Here is an 18,225-nt window from a genome sequence, read left to right as displayed (position 1 = left end):
CGATTGTCAGTTTTCCCCCAAATACTCATATTTTCTTACTGTCTTATTGTCAATCTCAGTGACTATTTTAAATATAAAATAGTGGTCTCTCCCATCCTTAGCATTCGCTTTATTTAATCGGAAATAATTTTTTTGGCTCATAGCCATCTCTCTAAGAATATCATCAATTAAAAATGTTAATGGAATATTCAAATTTGAGAACCTGTAAAAGTCTTCTTCAAACTTTAAGTAAGAATCAGAAAAATAATCTAGTTGTAACTGATCTTTATATAATGCTTTTCTATTCATCTTCCAATTCACTTTCTAGAACAATATTAAGGATATGATCAATTTGAAGGAGCTGATAACCGTCCACAGCTCTTATAGTTATCTCTTTTGAAGATAATTCCTCTATTTGGCCAACTACCTGTTCTTTCTTTTTATCTTGCTTAATAACAAATCGACCAGTTAATCTACTCGCATATAATTGACCTATCAATGTCAGCTTTTCAATTTTAGACAGGGGACTACTCAAATCCACCCTATTTTTATCCTCATCTAGTGAGGTGGTATGCTCAGAAAGAAAAAATCCCATCCATTTAGCCATCCCTCTGTCTCTATGTTCTCTAGCAGACTTAAAGGGTAAATAAGAACGATCAATCATTTTAAACCATCTAATCCTCCAGCAGAATGTCCACCAATCAACTTACTTCTAACCAAACTTCTTGAAGCCTCCTGAAGTGCTGTCGCTTTTTGAAGTTTACTAAATCCAAATTGATTTCTGATAGTATCAATTACTGACTGGAGCCTCTCCTCTTTTTCTATTTTTTCAACATCATCAAATAAGGAAATGAGACCATAAGACTCATCTACTAAGCCTGAATAAGAAACTGCAACACTTCTAACTGCTCCTTCATCGTATTTCTTTCTGAAAAGTGTCAGTACATAGTTGATTAATAACCTAGTATTATTCGTTGGCTCAACTTTCATCTGAGTTTGAATATGACGTTTATTTTCAAACCTTGAAAATCCTATAATAATGGAAATATTTGTTGTCTTTTTATGACGCTTTCTCAATCTGATAGCTACTTGCTCCGCCATCTCTCTCATAATCAGTTCTATCTCTGATTGCCTGAAGTAGTCTCTTGGTAATACTTGAGAATTGCCTATCCCTTTTGCTTTTGGCTTATATGGTTTATGGACATCACTCTCATCAATGCCATTAGCATAGAAAAATAAATCCACTCCAACTACTCCTAGTTCTTTCTTCAACATATCTGGATTACAATTTGCAAGTTCCTTGATTGAGAAAATTCCTAGGTTGTTAAGACGCTTTTTCATCCTATCGCCAATTCCCCAAAAATCGGTCATTTCCTTTATGTTCCAGACTTTTGTTTCCACATCCTCATAAGACCAATTAGCTCTCATTGTGGGGGTTTTCTTAGCCTCATTATCTAGTGCCAATTTTGCTAGTAAGGGATTAGCATTTGACATACCAACCGTTGAATAGATTCCCGTTTTTCTCCAAATGTCTCTTTGGATTTTGGAGGAAATCATATCAAGTTTTTCTTTGCGACTTAACGTTTTATGAGGAATAAAGTAGTTAAGTGATGAAGTTAAGTCAATAAATCCTTCATCAATCGAATACGGCAAAATATCTTCAACACTAGCATAGTTCTGAAAGATATGCTGAATCTCCATATTCTTTTCTATATACAAATCCATCCTAGGAGGCACTATAAAAGTAGCTCTGGCCCAACTTTCAATATAACGAACATATTCTAGATTCGTTGGTAGTCCTTGTTTCTTGGCGTTATAATAAGAGAATTTACGTGTCTTTACATCAAAGGGTAGATCAAATGAGCGACTGACATTTGATTTTCCAAAGACTTGTTTAAACATTGGTGATGAAGCTAGAATTAAGCCACTAGAATTATCCGCATGACTCATGACACAAAGTGACGTTTTCAAGGGATGCAGGCCACGTTCCACACACTCTACACTGGCATAAAAGGACTTCATATCCACAAAGGCTATATCGCTTCTAGGCTCTTTACTATAATCAAAAATTCCCATGGCTTAATCCTCGATAGGTAGGAAATGGCCAACGATTTTCCCAACAATACGAGGTTCTTCGTCATAGGGAGCTATCAAATCACTATATTTGGTATTGATAGAGACTAGTCGCAAACCTTCTTCTTCACGATAAACCTTCTTAATATAGGTTTGCCCTCCCCATAGCACAGCATAAACTGCTCCGTCATAGTCAAAGCCATTTTCTTGAATCAGGGCTACGGAACCATTAGGATATTTAGGTTCCATAGAATCTCCTGAAACCCATGATGCAAAATCATGAGAGATTTCCTTGTCAAAGTAGACAGTATCATAATCACGATCGCCATAGATTGTTGCCCCACGACCAGCAGACATCTTCTCATAGACATGATATTCAAATCTAGGCTCAGCAATAGAGATAACCTTCTCTTGTTGTTCTAAGAGTTTTTCCATGAAAGTTTTTGCTTTTGATTGATTAGGATGCGTCAATTTTTGATAGAGCACAGAAATATCATCCGTCGTAAAGTAACCAGGTTCTACTTCTAACACCTTTTCTAGTTTTAAAAGATTCTTTTGATTAGGCTGTGTTATTCCTTTTTCCCAAGCAAAATAGGATTGCTTAGAAATCCCGATAGCCTCAGCAACATCTATTTGACGAAGGCCAATCTCAGTACGTCTTCTTTTTAATTTCTCTGGTTGATACATCAGACTTTCCTTTCTTAGTCAGTTTGTAAACTGACTATATTTTATAAAATCTATTAGGGTTTGTCTAGAAAAAAATTAGTTTTTAAACTTATTTTTTGATATTCATTCCCATAGACAAAATAAAAAATGTCTGCTACGACAGACATTTCAATAATTTATAGAAATCTTTTTGTAAATTTTATTTAGTAGAATAATGTTAGGAGGTATACTACATGAAAAAAGTAATTAGTTTAATGATCTTAGGTATTTCACTTATCTTTCTTGCATCTTGCTCTAAACCAAATAACTTAGATGGTAAATACTATAATGTTTATGATGGAAATGCTAAGTTAATATTGGAGATTGATGGTGATGGTGGTAAATTCTACAAAGAAGGTACTCACGCTATCACTGATGTAGATACTAAAAACAAAACATTCACTTTCTCATCTAATGGCAGTGAATATATTGTAACTTATACTCTCAGTGAAGACGGTACTCTTAAATATGATACTGGTAGCTTCATGACTGGTAGCAATAAATTTGTGGTATACAAGGAAAATAGTGAGGCATATAAAGAAGCAATGAAATAGAAAAAATGGCTAGGATTTAAACATCTTAGCCATTTTTAAAACAAATCAACTTCCTGACATAGCCCAAAAACCTCTCGCCGTACTTGAGTACTTCTTAAAGATTTATTTCTAGTTAATAAACTATTAATATGTTCTAATTTTTCGTATTGTCCTGCTTCTTTAAGTTCCGAAAATTTTGAAGGAGACAACATAATATTTTCAGAGGAATCAAAAACCATCATCATCAAACTAGCTAAAAATTCAATATCATTATTATTAACATATTTTAGATATAGTCCGTCAAATATCTTATATAAGTTTGATTCTAAATATTGCGCCTCCTCTTTCAAACTAATGATAAAGAAGCAAGCATCGTAGCCATTAAAACTTGGAATCACACCAAATCCACTAGGATAATGATTGTATATATCATCTCCATTAGAAACAAATTCAGTAAAACCAACCCCTGCCCATCTTACATCTTTTTTTAAATTGTAAATTTTTATTTCAAATTTTTCATTTATAGTTTCCTTGTTCAGATTATTAGACACTATTATCTGTTCAAAACTTTCTTTCATCAATAAATATTTTTGTCTATTATAGACAGATTGAACAAGCTGACTAGTATTTTTTTGAAATTCATTATAAAGTTCAATAAATCTCTTTTCAAATTTTTTATGTATCGAATGATTTTCTCCAATTATCTCATTATCTCTTGTAAAAGCAATAAAATTATCTTTTAAGATATCGTACATAAAAAATCTATAAGACAACATAAAAATATATTCAGAAACACTTAATTTCTGCCCTCTATTTTCAATAGAGGAAAATAATTTATCATCATGTTCGCTACAAAATAAAGGTAGGGTTCCTGCATTTTTGATAAGAGTTTTATATAAAAAATCTCTTTGATCTTTATTAGGAAAAGATGAAAATATACGTTGGATATCTGAATGATAAACATATTTTCCTGGATTTTCACCTTCAATTTCTTCTCCTAAAGAATGTTCTAATAAACTTCTAGAGAAAGTATGAGATGAAATTGGCTTTTTATCGCAATTAGGGTAAATACATTTTTGTTTTTTGAAAAATTTTTGAATGTATTCTCTATTAATATTTCCTAAAATACGACTTTCTTCTTCTGTGAATGATATAACCCCATTTTGTTGAATCTTGTCTTTTATAGTATCAATTCGTAAGTGACATTTTTTATATTTTAATCCTGAATTACAGTAACAAGGATCGTTTCTTCCAATTTTTTTCATTAGTTATCCTTTTCAAATAATTTCTTACGTTCTTTCATAAACTCAATAAGTTCTTGTTTGAAAACTTTTTGTTCTTCTGCTGTCATTCCTTTTGAGGTTGTTCTGAAGAGCAATTCAACCTCTGATAAATCAATATCATCTGTATCCGAATTTAAAAGGTAATCAGTAGATACACCAAAGTAAGTCGCAATTTGCGTTAGTTTGGCTGGAGATGGCTGAACTTTATCTGTTTCCCATCGTCCATAACTTTGTTGTGAAATTCCTAATGCCTTGGCAACATCTGTTTGAGTCAAATGTCTTTCTTTTCGTAAATTTTGTAGTCGTGTTCCTATTGTCATTTTTGGGGCCTCAAAAAAATTTAAATTTTTTTCAAAAAACACTTGCATTTACATCATACTTGATGTAAACTATAAATACATCAAGGGTGATGTATAAAACTTTAAAAAAATATACGTTCCTTTGAAACAAACGTGCTCATTGAAAATTTAATAAAAAAGTGCGTCTGACAATCAGTAAACTGACTATCAATACACACAATTAGCTTCGTACCTTTATTGTATCGTGTTGAAAAGAGAATGTCAAGTCCGTTGATGATTGAAGTTGAGATATAAAACTGTTCCTAGAATGGTGGGCTCACACGCATTTCGGACTTTTAGCACTTTTGCCGAATAGTAAAGTGAACTGGTTGCGCCAAAGGGCGTAAGAGAATCTTGTGGGTGTGATTCGTTCTACCTAACAGATTGGCCGGGCAAACGATGGTAATTGATACAAAGCACCTTGTTAAACGTTGCCACCGTGATAGGTTAATCCCTATCAACCAAATAACGCATTCTCTTTATGTGATTCTATATATTATTACTAAAAGAATCACACTACACTTTTGGCTACTAGGAATCCTTTAGTAGCCTTTTACAATAACGGAAAGGAGGCAACTATGGCCTCATATATAGAGACGGTTTTTGACCGCCATTTTCAAAACTATTGCTTTTCTTTTGGCATTTATGCCCATAATCCAAAACTATTACATTGGCATTATCATAATAGCCTAAAAGAATTGAATCAGATTGTGGAACGCTTGCGCAAAACAGGAGCGCCTGCTGGAGAACTCTATCTCTACCACCATATCACTAAGAATAAAATTAATCACTACTATCACTCTCGAGTTAGTCTAGTTTACTAACTCTTTTTATTTTGCCCTAAAAGAAAGGAAACTATTATGATTGCTGAAACATTGAAAATGAAACCTGAATTTATCGGAGAGGCTTACTATGAAAGTCTTGCTACTGCTCCTCGTACCGTTTTTGGTAAAGAAGGCAAATACCAACGTCATGTGCTAAACTCTGAAAAACATGGCTCTTTCCACGTCATCACACCAGCGACCAACCAAGTCTTTGATGAAGATACTATTGTTAAAGTGGTCAATCCCATCTTCTTACCTGATCGCTCAATCAATGGCTTTAACGTGGCACCTGCTCTCAATGTCTTTGCTGAAAAACTTGAAATCGTCAAATAAGAAAGGAATGAAATTACTATGGCTAAAATTGGATTAAACTTTGGAGAAAAACTACAAATCGTGGATAAAAGCTACCGTGTCATCACAGATGGCCTCATTATCCCAGAAGTCTTTGGAAAACTCACCTTCCGCTCAATTGAAGGAAATGAACTGATCTATGAAGCTGATCGTTCACAACGTAATGAAGATGGCTCTTATGCCCAAGTGCCTACAGGAGAAATCCGTGGGGTGACCTTAGGCATCCACTCTGCTAATCAACACGAAACGCTCTTTGTCACGATTGTTGATATGTCTGAACAAGAAATTGAAGACTTAGGTCTCAAATACCGTGAAGAAGTAGAACTAACTGATATTGTCGTCACTTACTCAGCGATTGGCCGTAATGACAACTACCGTCTCTACGCCTCAACCATTAAGAAAAAAGGAGGAGCTTCTGTCACATCTAAAGCAGAAAAACCTGAACCAGAAACTAAGAAGTAAAATTTAGGAGGGGTCAATGTCCCTTTACACCTATCGTGGGCTACGAGTCCACAAGTTCTATCGATCCATTAGGGTAATCACGGCTTTGCTGATGGGATTGCCCTTTTTGTTTTTAGGAGGCTATCACTTCTACCCCATTTACGACCTGGTCATCAGAAGTCCCATTGACTATTGGCCCAGTCTAACTCTCTACTTTGTTTTACCAGTCCTTATTATCCCTATCCTTAATCTAGTTCTTTATCAAAAATTTTTATTTTTTAAACGCCTCAATAGTCTTAGAATCCTAGCTAATTTTCTCCTAGAAAATCGATACTATCTTTCTAAAACCATTAGACGAAATAATAAGACCACCGAGAAAATTGTTCTGCCCAAGGTCTATCTAAGACAGACTAATTACCAGCTCCTCGTCAGCTTTATCCTAGAGGGAAACAAATTTCAAGATCGCTTTATCAATCTAGGTGCTACTCTAGAAGTCATGTTTAACGGAGACTTTAGAAACAAGACTTTTGATAATCGCTTTGTCCAATATGAGATTGCCATTAACCGTATTGATAGCCGTATTACTGTTTCTGAAGTTGAGATGACCCAAAAAGGCATTCGTCTCATGAAAGACGTCTTTTGGGATTATATCTCTGAACCTCATCTCCTCATTGGTGGAGGAACGGGCGGAGGTAAAACCGTTGTCCTCATGACTTTAGTCCTGGCACTAGCTAAGTTAGGTTTCATTGATTTGTGTGACCCTAAGAATGCGGACTTAGCTGGTTTGAGAGAGGTGCCTGTTTTTAAAGGCCATCTCTACACCTCTAAGGAAGATATTATTGGCTGTTTGAAAGATAACGTCACTTTCATGGAAAATCGCTATGAAGCTATCCAGAACCATCCTGACTATAAAATTGGAAAAAACTTTAGTGATTATGGATTCAAGCCAAAATTTATCGTCATTGATGAATGGGCTGCTTTCATTGCTAAGATTGAAAATGACTATTCTTTACAATCCCAAGCTATTGAATACCTCTCACAGATTGTCCTAGAAGGCCGTCAATCAGGTGTCTTTGTGATCTTTGCTATGCAACGGCCTGATGGCGAATACATTAAGACTGCCCTTCGTGATAACTTCATGAAACGGCTGACTGTCGGACACCTTGAATCTACTGGATATGACATGATGTTTGGGGATGCCAATAAGAACAAGGAATTTAAAAAACTAGATATGGTCAACGGTAAGAAAGTAAAGGGCCGTGGCTATATTGCTAACAACGGGGAATTGGCAGGTGAATTTTTTGCCCCATATGTCCCCTTTGATAAAGGATTCTCCTTCTATGATGAGTTTATCAAACTCCCAGTCCTAGAAGAAGATAGCCCAACAAAGATTCAAGAACCAATAAAGGAGGAATTGCCTATCGAAGAATCAACGGAACAAGCAACTGAAGAACTTTTAGAAGTTATCAGTCAAAAACGTCCTCTCGCAGATTTTGCTAAAGAAAAAGATTTCAATATCAAGACCCTCAGGAAAATTCTTTACCTACTTGATGAAAGAGGAATTTCCCTAGAGAAAGAAGAGAACTCACTTATGGTGACACCATTTGTAGAGACACTTCTTTTGGAAACCTTAGAGTACTTCGACGAAGAGGGAGGCAGGTCCTATCCCAAAGCCGTTGAAGCGTGCTTGGCTCATCATGGGCTAGGGCAAGAGCAAGGGCAAGCCTGACAACGTCAGGCGCAGACCGTAGCTCGCAGTCCCTAGACCGTGATGGTTGAACAAACCCCCGATTTCTAATAGGGGGGTAAGATTTGTCAAAATGACCAAGTCCATCCCCCCTAATCCCATGTGCCCCAAGGTTTTACAAAATTTAAAAGATGTGTCACTTTTGGAAAATAACTGTGTCACTTTCTAAAATGAAAGGAGGTTACCCCATGAATGACTAAGATAAATCCCCTACTGCTGAAAAACTTTAGAAAATCACTTGGTCTTAGTCAAAAAGAAATAGCTAAAACTATTGGTATCAACCCTAGAACCTATCGTAGTTATGAAAATGGAAGTCGTGGTTTATCTCTAGAAAAGTTTAACAACTTCAAAGAAGCTCTCGGATTTGTTAGAGATGCTGATAAAGATCTCATTAAAGTCCATATTGACTACTTACGAATGACCTTCATGTCCATCCGAGACTTAGAAACATTCTGTACCAATTACTTGCACTGTCAATTTTCTGAGTTTAGAGAGGAAGAAACGAGACTTCTCTCCTACTCACGAGTTTGGAAACGTGGCAATATTTGGTTATTTGACTTCTTTGATAAAGTTCAAACAGGAAATAACCAAGTCACCTTACAGTTATCTGGTCAGGGATGCCGTGAACTAGAGCTCCTGCTAGTTGAAAACGAACTTGACTGGTCTAACTTCTTATCAAGCTTATGCAATGACTTTTCAGATAGCCATGTCACCAGGCTAGATATTGCTCTTGATGAAAAATACCTCGGCCCTGATAGGGAAAACGAACAATTTCTCCTATCAGATCTCATCTCAAAAGTTTATAAGGAGGAGGTGACCTTTAAATACATTCGTAACTGGAACCACATTGGCGGTGGTCAACTCAAAAACACTGACTCCCAGGAATCCAGTCAAGGCATCTCAATTTATTTTGGAAGTCGTCAGAGTAATCTCTACTTCAACTTCTATGAAAAACGCTATGAACTAGCCAAAAAAGAACAAATCTCCTTAGAAGAATCTTTGGAGATTTTTGGTATCTGGAACCGCTATGAGTTACGCTTTGCTCAAGAAAAAGCTCGATCAGCTGTTGAAGAGTACATTAACGGTGTTGACCTGGCTGAAGTTGCTAGAGGTGTGATCAATCATGAAATGCAAGTCTATGATGGCACCAATCGCTATGGTCAATTCAATCCCGATGCTAAGTGGCAACGCCTCTTTGGTGGCAGTGAACCACTTAAATTAAGCATGCAACCAAAACCCTATACGATTGATCGCACGGTCAGATGGCTCATGTATCAAGTCTCAAACTCCCTAAAACTGGTGGAAGAAGCTGACAAACTCATGGACACTGACTATCTCAAGATGATTCAAGAAAGTGGAGAACTCAATGACCGTGCTAAGGCCATCCTAAAAGACTTAAAATCGAATCACAAGAAATAGAAAGGAAAACTCTATGGAATACAAAGTTGAACTCTCAAGCATTGACCAGTTTAAAGCTTGGTCAGGTGGGCTTGAAACTTTAAACACTGTCCGTGAACGTGGGGGCATTGATCGACTGACCACTCTATGTGAAGATGTCTTCTCAGGCAACACCCCAACTCAAACGCAAATTAACGACTGGCTCTGGTTTGATGAGAATTACATTTTCCGATACTTAGGCTATAAGGACCTAGTGGACGAATGATTGTCAAAAAACTCTATGATGGCTATACCATCATCCCACCCTATGAGCTTTGGTATATCCACATTGTGCTCATGAAGGCCAAAGACTACTACTTTGAGGCCTTTGCTAATAATGCCCAAACAGATCACTACGTCAATGCGAGCTTTAACGTCTCAGGAAACCTTATCGTTAAAGGAAAAACCATTAAGCAAGACATGCTGAGGGTTTTATCCCAAGTTGTTAATCAAAACCTAGAAAATTTTAGAAGGGAAATCATCATGGATATTGATAATAAGATTGAAGGCCTCATCAGACACCAGGCCCTTGAACTTGGCGAACTTCTGAAAGCAAATAATACCAAGGAAGCTTGGACCAAAGCTGGTGAGCTGAATGCCATGCTAAAAAAAGAGGAGGCCCAACAAGTCGCTCCTGAACTTTGCGACCAACTCCGCCAAGAATTAAGGGGCTATTACTATGTCAATGGCGAACTCAATAAGCTTCATAAACAGCTCTACGCTAAAGGAAATAAACTGATTGATTTATCCAATCATTAAAGGGAGGGACCATGTCAACACTAAAATCATACCTGGATAAAGCTCATACCTTTTTGAGTCAATTTCAAAAGAAGGAAAAGAAAAAAGGCACGCCTAAACCCAAACAGGTCAGTAAACGCACTGTCAATATTGCGGTACTCTCTGGCCTCTGTTTTATCTTTGGTGTGTCTTTTCTGAGTACCTTTAGAAGCATCACCCTTTACAGTAAAGTAGATGGACTTCAAAAGCTAGTGACTCAGATCAAAAACACTAAAAACAAAGCACCAACACAATCGCAAACTGTCGATAAAAACTTGGAGGTCTACCTTAGCAACTATGTCAAAGCCTACTTTACCTGGGATGCGGACGCTGAAAAACAATCTCAACAACTAGATTACCTCAACACCTTTTACAATGCTGTCCCTGATGTCAAAGCCCAAGGACAAACCAAAAACCCTACTCAATTGAAATACTACCAGCTTCTAAAGATTGAAGATAATCAAGCCACCTTTGGAGTCGGCTATGAGGAAACCATCAAGAAAGATGGCAAAGATGTCACCGAGTACCACTATACAGGTTTTAATGTGCCTTATGGACTGGATGGGGATAAGTATTATATTTCAGGACTCCCTTGGTTCTCAGCGATTGAAAACCATCAAGCAGGCAAACAACCTGAGTCGTCTAAAACGGACCTCTCTTACACTGATAATTTTAGTACTAAAGAAGCAAAGAAACTGACCAAGTTTCTCAACACCTTCTTTATCAACTACACAACTAACCAAGATAATCTCAATTTGATGGCAGATAACGTCTCTGTCGTGCCAAATACAACCTTTAAATCACTGGATTTCACCTACTTCAAAAAAGACAAAGACAATAGCATCAAGGCCTATGTCCAAGCGACTTTTAAAGTAGGAGAAACCACTCATGCAGAAAACTTTACACTGACCATTACCACGAAGTCAGGGAGCTATTATGTGTCTCAACTAGACCATACCATTCCTTCTGACTATGCGGATGATCAAGAAAATGGAGGTAACTAATTTATGTCAACTGATGGATTAAGACAATTCTTGCAAGGAGATTTCTTCTGGATTCTAACAGCCATTGCGGTTCTTCTTGCTATTAAATGCTGGCGTAACAGTAACTGGCTTCAACTTTTCTCAGTTATTGGTTTCTATGCTATTATTGTATCACTCACTAAGGGCCAACAAATCCTCTCTGCAGTTGGTTGGTTCCTCAAACTCTTTGGCATTGAAACAGGATTATAATCATGAACCATGAACCACTCTATGATTACGGTAAGGGCCTAAACGCCCCTTACTGGATTCAAGAAATTAAGACAAAAAAGGGCACTCGAATTTGGTATTTCGCAACACCAATGCAACTGTCCTTTTTTATTGTCTTTGTCGTCATTTTTGTCCTCATGCTTATTGTAGGAGCACCTATTCTTGTTCCCCTAGCTAAACTCACACATTCCATCTCTCTACTGCTCTATTGGTATGTCCCCTTTAAACTCGCCAAGTTCTATACCGAATATGAACCAAATGGAAAGAAAATGCACGTCTTCATTTGGGATTACCTGGTCTTTTTCTGGGAATTCAAATTGAATAGAAAAGCCATCTACCAAGAAGGCCGACAAGAGCCATTAGATGAGGTGGTCTTTGAAAAAACAAATCTATGAGCCTAAACGGCTTGATATCGTAAAAAGGAGGTTCTATGAGTATTAATCTAGTCTACCCAATCAAGATGACACACGAACATCTGGCCATGCGACAAGATAAGTCCGTCATGGCCTTTTATCGGATTCCAAACACACCAATCACCATCACTGATACGGATAAAAAGGAAAAACACAAGATTACAGTGGCTCAAATGATTAAAAAACTAGCCAAGAATAAGACCTTTGAAATCTCACTGATTCCAAAAGACTACCTCTTAGAAGAAAAGATGGTAGATTTCGCTGAAGCTCTTGCTGATGACAGCCGTCAATTAGGGGAAGAACTCCTTCTCTATTCCGTAGATAAGCTGACCCAGGAGATGGAAATTCCCTATCAATTTGATTGGTTGATTGGGGTCACTCTTCGTAAACAACAAAAACTAACCACCATCAAAGAAATGGCTAGTGACAGCTTCCTAGAGTTATCAGAAAAACTGGCCAACGGACTTGGCTATGAGTCAGAAATCTCTGATACCTGGTATGAGGATTACACCAATGATGAATTTACCGTCTATCAGGCCCTTTCTTCACTACGTGCTCAGCGTCTAAGTGATGAGGAGCTATTCTACTACCAACGCATGCAGTACCTGCGTTATATTCCTCATTACAAAAAAGAGGTACTCGCTAACCGTGCCATGATTAATGTCACAGACACCCTCATCAAGGTGCTAAAAGGTGGTTTCCTCAAACTAGAAAGTCCCTACGGGTCATCTTTTGTAAGCTTGCTACCAGTTGGAAAGATTCCCATTCAGTTTAATGGATTTCACCTTGGGGAATTTATCCAACGGTTGAACTTTCCTGTTGAGCTACGCATCAAAGCAGAGTTTATTGATCGCTCTAAAATCAAAGGGAAAATGGGCCGTTCGAATACCCGCTACAATAACATCATGCAAGAAGCTGAAAATACCGATACCGTCCAACAAGATGAAATTATCCTCGGTTCTATTTCCCTGAAAGACCTCATGAAAAAGGTTGGGAATAAAGAAGACATCATTGATTATGGTGCCTACCTTATCGTGACAGGATCTAGTGTCAGTCAACTCAGACAACGCCGTCAAGTCGTCCTCAACTACTTTGATGATATGGGAGTTGAAATCAGTGAAGCTAGTCAAGATGGTCCCTATCTCTTCCAATCGCTTCTCTATGGAAAAGACTTAGAAAAAAAGACTAGAACCTGGACACACCTAGTCACACCTACTGGCTTTGCGGAACTCATGCCCTTTACCAATACAACTTCTGGAAACCGTATTGGCTGGTATATCGGTCGTGTCGATAACTGGACAGGTCGCTGGGACAGTATTCAAAAAGCCATTGACTCCTCAAAGAATATTGTCCTTTATAATGCCACAGTCGGAAATAAAGAAAATATTGCGGGTAAAGTTACTAAAAACCCACATATCATTATTACAGGAGCTACAGGACAAGGAAAATCCTTCTTGGCTCAGATTATCTTTTTAAGTGTCTCCCTACAAAATGTCAAAACTCTATACGTGGATCCTAAGCGTGAACTGCGAAACCACTACATGGAAGTCATTAATAGTCCTGAATTTGCTAGGCGCTATCCTGAGCGTAAAGCTCAAATTGAAGCCTTTAACTTTGTCACCTTAGATAGTGCCATCACGTCAAACCACGGGGTGCTGGACCCTATCGTTGTCCTTGATAAAGAACAAGCCGTAGAAGTCGCTAAAAACATGCTAGAGTTCCTACTTCAAGCTGTTGATGATGTCTCTATGGATCAAAAGACGGCCATTACAGAAGCTATCAATACGGTAGTAGAACAACGCCAAGCTGGAGAATTTGTTGGCTTTAAACAGGTCATTGACTTATTGAAAAATAATGACACCAAGGAAATCGCCTCTGTTGGGCGCTACCTCTCTTCTATCGTTACCAACTCTATCCTTGAACTAGCCTTCTCTGATGGTCAAGTAAAAGGTTTAGATTATGATGCGAGGGTTACTGTCCTAGAGGTTGCCAACCTCAAATTGCCAAAAGATGATTCCACGAAAATCTCTGACCACGAGCGAAACTCAATCGCTCTCATGTTTGCCCTTGGTGCCTTTTGTACCCATTTTGGAGAACGTCACGAAAATGAAGATACCATTGAGTTCTTTGATGAAGCATGGATTCTCATGAAGTCTGCAGAAGGAAAAGCCGTTATCAAAAACATGCGCCGTATCGGCCGGTCTAAGAATAATACCTTAGCGCTCATTACTCAATCCGTCCATGATGCTGAAAATGATGATGACACCACTGGTTTTGGAACAATCTTTGCCTTCTATGAAAAATCAGAACGAGAAGATATTCTACGACATGTCAATCTTGAAGTAACAGAAAGCAACCTAGAATGGATTGATAACATGATTTCAGGCCAATGCCTCTACTATGATGTCTACGGCAACCTCAATATGATTTCGGTCCACAATATCTTTGAAGATATTGATCTCTTACTCAAACCAATGAAAGCAACGGTATCATCCAGCCTTGAAAACAAATACGCTAGTTAGGAGGTGAATCTATGAATAAAGCTTTTGAGAAGCTAAAAGGCGTCAATATCTTTGACCTTAAATCCTATATGGAACCGACTGACTTTGGTTCCTTTAATGGGGTCTGGGTAATGGTCAATGAAATTATGGTCAACTTTTTCTTCTTTCTCCTAAACGCTGTCGTTGGCTTCTTCTCACTCCTCATCCGTCTATTAGAAAATATTGATCTCTATTCACTTTACAAAAACTACGTCTTCAATGGAGCTAAATCAATCTGGGAAGGTCTATCAGGCTCTTCTAATGGTGGACTTAATCATAACTCACTAGTAGGAACACTGCTAGTTATCAGTGCCATTTATCTTTTCTTTCAATATTTCTTCTCACGAGGTGATATCAGCCGTAAGATTCTGCATCTGCTTCTAGTCATGTTGCTTGGCTTTTCTTACTTTGGAACCATTGCCAAAACCTCTGGTGGTCTTTATCTCTTAGACACGGTCAACAATTTCTCAAAAGAGGTTTCTTCAAAGATTACGTCAATATCCGTAGAATACGAAAAAGGAAAATCCGTTAAGATTGGTGATTCACTAGCAGATACTTACATTGCGGAAACCTCCTATAAAGCCTACCTCTTTGTTAATACAGGTCAGGAAAATGGCAAGTATAAGAGTTCTAAAGATGGTAAAGAAAAAGCCTTTGACGATAGTAAGGTACTAGGCAGTACCAAGGGTGGAAAATTCCAAACGGTAAAATCAAAAGACCGTCAAGATTACCTCGATAGCTTAGGAGATGGGGCTAATGATGACAGTGAAGACAACCGTTGGGTGTCAGCTATCCCTGACTTCATTTTCCTACGAATGTTCTATGTCATCTTTAAAATCATTGAAGCCTTTGTCTTAGCCGTACCAATTATTCTCGTCCAAATACTCAATGTCATTGCCCAAGTGATTGTCTTGGTCATGATTCTGCTATTCCCATTTATTCTACTCATGTCTTTTGTTCCTCGGATGCAAGACCTCATCTTTGGAGCCCTAAAAATCATGTTTGGAGGGCTAGCTTTTCCTGCTATTACCAGTCTTATTACCCTTATCATTTTTTACATTGAGAAAATGGTAGAGGGTCTGATCACCAGCGGATTTGATGGGGTGCTAAAAACAATGCCATCACTGATTCTCTTTGGTATCCTCTTTAAATTGCTAGTTACTGTAGTTGCTAAAGCCATGGTTTATATCCTTTTGTGGAAATACAAGGGACAAGTCATTCAAGCCGTTCTAGGATCAAGAGCTCGAATGGTCACTGATGATATTGGCCGTAAAGTAGAAACAGGGGTCGCTAGAAGTCGTGACATAGCCACACAAGTCCCAGGGCGTTCTCTAGCTTCTGCACAACATCTTGGCAATTTTGCCCTAGGAACAGCAGGATTTGCGACAGGTGCTGTGGTTAATACAGCTAACAGGGTTCGCAATAAGTTTGCCAGCAATACCCCTGAGATGGTAGCTGACAAAGAACCAATCACTGAAGAAAATACGGTACCAAAACCAATGGAACCAGATAACCTAGAAATAGAAACTCCTATTGAACCACCTATTCCAGAACAACCAACACTGAATAGTGATGAAATCCCCTCACCTATTCAAGAGTTTGACAAACCGATTGTGACACCTGAATTGGAACAGCCAATACCAATTCAAGAAAGCCCAGAAAGCCCTCAGAGCGAGTTTGAACAGCTAAAAGAACAACGACTCTCAGCTATAGACAAACTCAAAATACAGTCCTTAGAGAAGCGTCTAGAGGTCTATAAAGACCCTGAAGCTATGTTTAGAGCTCAAGGTTCCTCTGCTTTCACCCGTAACTTTAGAAAAACTCTATCAAAAGATGAGAAATTACAAGCCAATATTGATCGCCGTGATCGTCTCACCCAACGCCTAAATGAATTGAGAGGAGGTGCCTAAGTTGAATGTGAGAATTTACTCTAAACAAACCTTACGAATGGTACTGTCCAATCACCTCTATAAAGCCTACGAAGAAGGAAAACGCTCAGTCGATTTCCTTCTTTTATTTCCAGTCAGTCGCTCAGATAGTGAGCATATCCTAGAGGTGGTTAAAGAAATTCCTGTGGTATTAGATGCAAGATGGAGATTTGGAACAGTCACTTTAACCGCTTATATGCGTTGCTAACGTCATGAAGAAAGGAGAAAGTATGAAGAAAACTATTGCCATTACATTAGCCCTTTATCCCTTTCTCCTCCCACTTTTTCTAGTACTACTATTTGCAGGAGCTATGGGAGGAGGAGCTACTGGAGGCGGAACGTCAGCGATTGAAGGCTCCAGCTACACAGACCACTGGTCAACAGGAGATCCCTACACTCATAACCTCCTGGTTCATCGATATGGCATCACTGCTAAACAACTGGATGGTTTCCTTGACTCTACAGGGATTGCCTATGATAAATCAAGAATCAATGGGGAAAAGCTCTTGCAATGGGAAAAAGCTTCGGGTCTAGATGTCAGAGCTATTGTCTCCATTGCTCAAATGGAAAGCTCCTATGGGACAGCTGGTGTCACCACTTCTCCCGGAGCTAATATGTTTGGATATGGAGCCTTTGATTCAACCCCTGGTAATGCGACCAACTACAATGACGAAAAAGCTGTTACTGGACTAACTCAAGTCACTATCATCCAAAACAAAAATGAGACCTTTAAGGTCCAAGATGATAAGGCTAAGAAATATGCGAATGGGACACTAAATACAGCCACTGAAGGTGGGGTTTATTTCACTGATACCTCTGGTTCAGGAAAAGCACGTGCAGAGGTTATGAAAAAACTCGATAAGTATATTGATGATCATGGTGGCACACCTAAAGCACCCGCTGAAAAAGCACCTACTGGTACTCGTGATGGTGGAGGCGTTACAGCAGATGGTGTTCCAGCAGGGTACAGCCTCACTAAGAAGATTGATACCTCTGGTTATATCGCACAAAGCTACCCTTATGGCCAATGTACTTGGTTTGTCTTTAACCGTGCCAAGGAATTTGGTATCAACTACGACCCATATATGGGAAATGGTGGGGAATGGCAATATAAACCAGGCTATGAAACCACTCATACACCACTAGAACATACTGCGGTTAGCTTTACACCAGGTACAGCTGGTTCAGACCCAACCTATGGTCACGTTGCCTTTGTGGAACAAGTCAAATCTGATGGGTCCATTCTCATCTCTGAATCAAATGCTAAAGGCCTTGGTGTGGTATCTTATCGTACATTTGACAAAGCCCAAGCCAGCCAGTTCACCTATGTTATTGGAAAATAGAAAGGAAATAATTATGGAAAGTGAAAAATTAAATCAAATTGAACAGCTTTTAACAGTATTAGTTCAACTAATCGACAAAAAAAGCCAAATCAATAATTCTGATATTGTTCAGCAAAAAGAACTGTTAAAACAATTAGGTATCTCACCTAATACCTTAAAAAAGTGGGAAAATCTAGGGTTGAAAAGATTAGAACCTCCTATTGAAGATACACGGACTGTTTTTTATCAATGGTCCGATGTCATCCATTTTCTTAATAGCTAAA

Annotated in this window: 22 protein-coding genes; 16 read left to right on the top strand and 6 right to left on the bottom strand. The window is 38.2% G+C overall.

The annotated features are described in order from the left end of the window. Window positions 1-6 precede the first annotated feature (6 nt). Genes NST05_RS00945 through NST05_RS00930 form a run of 4 tightly spaced genes read right to left on the bottom strand, consistent with a single transcriptional unit; the run spans window position 7 to window position 2,739 of the window. Window positions 7-288: a DUF5960 family protein gene (locus NST05_RS00945; protein WP_099421345.1), complete on the bottom strand. Its 282-nt coding sequence runs from the start codon at window positions 286-288 to the stop codon at window positions 7-9. Beyond that, complete coding sequence (locus tag NST05_RS00940; RefSeq protein ID WP_099421344.1) at window positions 281-643, bottom strand: hypothetical protein; 363 nt, start codon at window positions 641-643, stop codon at window positions 281-283. The genes NST05_RS00945 and NST05_RS00940 overlap by 8 nt, the downstream gene beginning before the upstream one ends. Further along, window positions 640-2,055, bottom strand: coding sequence for a Y-family DNA polymerase (locus NST05_RS00935; RefSeq protein WP_099421343.1), 1,416 nt, complete (start codon window positions 2,053-2,055; stop codon window positions 640-642). The genes NST05_RS00940 and NST05_RS00935 overlap by 4 nt, the downstream gene beginning before the upstream one ends. Before the next feature lie 3 nt (window positions 2,056-2,058). Continuing rightward, window positions 2,059-2,739, bottom strand: coding sequence for a LexA family transcriptional regulator (locus tag NST05_RS00930; protein ID WP_099421342.1), 681 nt, complete (start codon window positions 2,737-2,739; stop codon window positions 2,059-2,061). A 212-nt stretch (window positions 2,740-2,951) separates the two neighbouring features. Between NST05_RS00930 and NST05_RS00925 the strand changes: the two genes are divergently transcribed. Continuing rightward, window positions 2,952-3,311 carry a hypothetical protein gene (locus NST05_RS00925; RefSeq protein ID WP_099421260.1) on the top strand — a complete coding sequence of 120 codons (360 nt, stop codon included), beginning with the start codon at window positions 2,952-2,954 and terminating at the stop codon, window positions 3,309-3,311. 35 nt (window positions 3,312-3,346) lie between these two features. Here the strand turns inward: NST05_RS00925 and NST05_RS00920 are convergent, their stop codons facing one another. Continuing rightward, window positions 3,347-4,555, bottom strand: a complete 1,209-nt coding sequence (locus tag NST05_RS00920) for a YecA family protein (RefSeq protein ID WP_340742865.1) — start codon at window positions 4,553-4,555, stop codon at window positions 3,347-3,349. Then, complete coding sequence (locus NST05_RS00915) at window positions 4,555-4,941, bottom strand: helix-turn-helix domain-containing protein (RefSeq protein ID WP_406695672.1); 387 nt, start codon at window positions 4,939-4,941, stop codon at window positions 4,555-4,557. The genes NST05_RS00920 and NST05_RS00915 overlap by 1 nt, the downstream gene beginning before the upstream one ends. Before the next feature lie 548 nt (window positions 4,942-5,489). On the opposite strand from NST05_RS00915, the gene NST05_RS00910 reads away from it, so the two are divergent. The 15 genes from NST05_RS00910 to NST05_RS00840 all read left to right on the top strand — a co-directional run bounded on the left by NST05_RS00910 (window position 5,490) and on the right by NST05_RS00840 (window position 18,224). Further along, on the top strand, window positions 5,490-5,735 hold the full coding sequence (locus tag NST05_RS00910) for a hypothetical protein (RefSeq protein ID WP_093529367.1): 246 nt from the start codon (window positions 5,490-5,492) through the stop codon (window positions 5,733-5,735). Between the two features lie 36 nt (window positions 5,736-5,771). Continuing rightward, window positions 5,772-6,068: a cytoplasmic protein gene (locus tag NST05_RS00905; protein WP_099421258.1), complete on the top strand. Its 297-nt coding sequence runs from the start codon at window positions 5,772-5,774 to the stop codon at window positions 6,066-6,068. Window positions 6,069-6,086: 18 nt separating this feature from the next. Then, on the top strand, window positions 6,087-6,548 hold the full coding sequence (locus NST05_RS00900; protein ID WP_099421257.1) for a conjugal transfer protein: 462 nt from the start codon (window positions 6,087-6,089) through the stop codon (window positions 6,546-6,548). 16 nt (window positions 6,549-6,564) lie between these two features. Next, entirely contained in the window at window positions 6,565-8,256 is a 1,692-nt protein-coding gene (locus tag NST05_RS00895; RefSeq protein ID WP_099421256.1) for an FtsK/SpoIIIE domain-containing protein, read from the top strand. Between the two features lie 210 nt (window positions 8,257-8,466). Further along, window positions 8,467-9,693, top strand: a complete 1,227-nt coding sequence (locus NST05_RS00890; protein ID WP_099421255.1) for a replication initiation factor domain-containing protein — start codon at window positions 8,467-8,469, stop codon at window positions 9,691-9,693. A 13-nt stretch (window positions 9,694-9,706) separates the two neighbouring features. Beyond that, entirely contained in the window at window positions 9,707-9,937 is a 231-nt protein-coding gene (locus NST05_RS00885; protein WP_099421254.1) for a hypothetical protein, read from the top strand. Beyond that, window positions 9,934-10,470: a hypothetical protein gene (locus NST05_RS00880; protein ID WP_099421253.1), complete on the top strand. Its 537-nt coding sequence runs from the start codon at window positions 9,934-9,936 to the stop codon at window positions 10,468-10,470. Before NST05_RS00885 ends, NST05_RS00880 begins: the two co-directional genes overlap by 4 nt. A gap of 11 nt (window positions 10,471-10,481) precedes the next feature. Next, window positions 10,482-11,492, top strand: coding sequence for a conjugal transfer protein (locus tag NST05_RS00875; protein ID WP_099421252.1), 1,011 nt, complete (start codon window positions 10,482-10,484; stop codon window positions 11,490-11,492). A gap of 3 nt (window positions 11,493-11,495) precedes the next feature. Further along, entirely contained in the window at window positions 11,496-11,720 is a 225-nt protein-coding gene (locus NST05_RS00870) for a hypothetical protein (RefSeq protein ID WP_093529390.1), read from the top strand. A gap of 2 nt (window positions 11,721-11,722) precedes the next feature. Next, on the top strand, window positions 11,723-12,133 hold the full coding sequence (locus NST05_RS00865; RefSeq protein ID WP_099421251.1) for a conjugal transfer protein: 411 nt from the start codon (window positions 11,723-11,725) through the stop codon (window positions 12,131-12,133). Window positions 12,134-12,168: 35 nt separating this feature from the next. Then, window positions 12,169-14,673: an ATP-binding protein gene (locus NST05_RS00860; protein WP_340742864.1), complete on the top strand. Its 2,505-nt coding sequence runs from the start codon at window positions 12,169-12,171 to the stop codon at window positions 14,671-14,673. An 11-nt stretch (window positions 14,674-14,684) separates the two neighbouring features. Continuing rightward, window positions 14,685-16,601: a conjugal transfer protein gene (locus tag NST05_RS00855; protein ID WP_340742863.1), complete on the top strand. Its 1,917-nt coding sequence runs from the start codon at window positions 14,685-14,687 to the stop codon at window positions 16,599-16,601. A gap of 1 nt (window position 16,602) precedes the next feature. Continuing rightward, entirely contained in the window at window positions 16,603-16,827 is a 225-nt protein-coding gene (locus tag NST05_RS00850) for a hypothetical protein (RefSeq protein ID WP_371410739.1), read from the top strand. Between the two features lie 22 nt (window positions 16,828-16,849). Continuing rightward, on the top strand, window positions 16,850-17,962 hold the full coding sequence (locus NST05_RS00845) for a CHAP domain-containing protein (protein ID WP_099421248.1): 1,113 nt from the start codon (window positions 16,850-16,852) through the stop codon (window positions 17,960-17,962). A gap of 13 nt (window positions 17,963-17,975) precedes the next feature. Then, complete coding sequence (locus tag NST05_RS00840; RefSeq protein ID WP_099421247.1) at window positions 17,976-18,224, top strand: hypothetical protein; 249 nt, start codon at window positions 17,976-17,978, stop codon at window positions 18,222-18,224. Window position 18,225: the final 1 nt, after the last annotated feature.

The organism is Streptococcus sp. FSL E2-3494 (genome assembly GCF_038007085.1).
Taxonomy (GTDB): Bacteria; Bacillota; Bacilli; order Lactobacillales; family Streptococcaceae; genus Streptococcus; species Streptococcus thermophilus.
The sequence above is the reverse complement of the archived record's forward strand: the minus strand, read 5'-3'. Positions and strand labels throughout refer to the sequence as shown.

Bases quoted from the DNA above. Each gene is read 5' to 3' on its own strand.
- NST05_RS00840 (WP_099421247.1), top strand. From the start codon at position 17,976: ATGGAAAGTGAAAAATTAAATCAAATTGAACAGCTTTTAACAGTATTA.
- NST05_RS00935 (WP_099421343.1), bottom strand. From the start codon at position 2,055: ATGGGAATTTTTGATTATAGTAAAGAGCCTAGAAGCGATATAGCCTTT.
- NST05_RS00910 (WP_093529367.1), top strand. From the start codon at position 5,490: ATGGCCTCATATATAGAGACGGTTTTTGACCGCCATTTTCAAAACTAT.
- NST05_RS00905 (WP_099421258.1), top strand. From the start codon at position 5,772: ATGATTGCTGAAACATTGAAAATGAAACCTGAATTTATCGGAGAGGCT.
- NST05_RS00865 (WP_099421251.1), top strand. From the start codon at position 11,723: ATGAACCATGAACCACTCTATGATTACGGTAAGGGCCTAAACGCCCCT.
- NST05_RS00860 (WP_340742864.1), top strand. From the start codon at position 12,169: ATGAGTATTAATCTAGTCTACCCAATCAAGATGACACACGAACATCTG.
- NST05_RS00925 (WP_099421260.1), top strand. From the start codon at position 2,952: ATGAAAAAAGTAATTAGTTTAATGATCTTAGGTATTTCACTTATCTTT.
- NST05_RS00940 (WP_099421344.1), bottom strand. From the start codon at position 643: ATGATTGATCGTTCTTATTTACCCTTTAAGTCTGCTAGAGAACATAGA.
- NST05_RS00915 (WP_406695672.1), bottom strand. From the start codon at position 4,941: ATGCAAGTGTTTTTTGAAAAAAATTTAAATTTTTTTGAGGCCCCAAAA.
- NST05_RS00880 (WP_099421253.1), top strand. From the start codon at position 9,934: ATGATTGTCAAAAAACTCTATGATGGCTATACCATCATCCCACCCTAT.
- NST05_RS00920 (WP_340742865.1), bottom strand. From the start codon at position 4,555: ATGAAAAAAATTGGAAGAAACGATCCTTGTTACTGTAATTCAGGATTA.
- NST05_RS00900 (WP_099421257.1), top strand. From the start codon at position 6,087: ATGGCTAAAATTGGATTAAACTTTGGAGAAAAACTACAAATCGTGGAT.
- NST05_RS00855 (WP_340742863.1), top strand. From the start codon at position 14,685: ATGAATAAAGCTTTTGAGAAGCTAAAAGGCGTCAATATCTTTGACCTT.
- NST05_RS00885 (WP_099421254.1), top strand. From the start codon at position 9,707: ATGGAATACAAAGTTGAACTCTCAAGCATTGACCAGTTTAAAGCTTGG.
- NST05_RS00845 (WP_099421248.1), top strand. From the start codon at position 16,850: ATGAAGAAAACTATTGCCATTACATTAGCCCTTTATCCCTTTCTCCTC.
- NST05_RS00930 (WP_099421342.1), bottom strand. From the start codon at position 2,739: ATGTATCAACCAGAGAAATTAAAAAGAAGACGTACTGAGATTGGCCTT.
- NST05_RS00895 (WP_099421256.1), top strand. From the start codon at position 6,565: ATGTCCCTTTACACCTATCGTGGGCTACGAGTCCACAAGTTCTATCGA.
- NST05_RS00945 (WP_099421345.1), bottom strand. From the start codon at position 288: ATGAATAGAAAAGCATTATATAAAGATCAGTTACAACTAGATTATTTT.
- NST05_RS00870 (WP_093529390.1), top strand. From the start codon at position 11,496: ATGTCAACTGATGGATTAAGACAATTCTTGCAAGGAGATTTCTTCTGG.
- NST05_RS00875 (WP_099421252.1), top strand. From the start codon at position 10,482: ATGTCAACACTAAAATCATACCTGGATAAAGCTCATACCTTTTTGAGT.
- NST05_RS00890 (WP_099421255.1), top strand. From the start codon at position 8,467: ATGACTAAGATAAATCCCCTACTGCTGAAAAACTTTAGAAAATCACTT.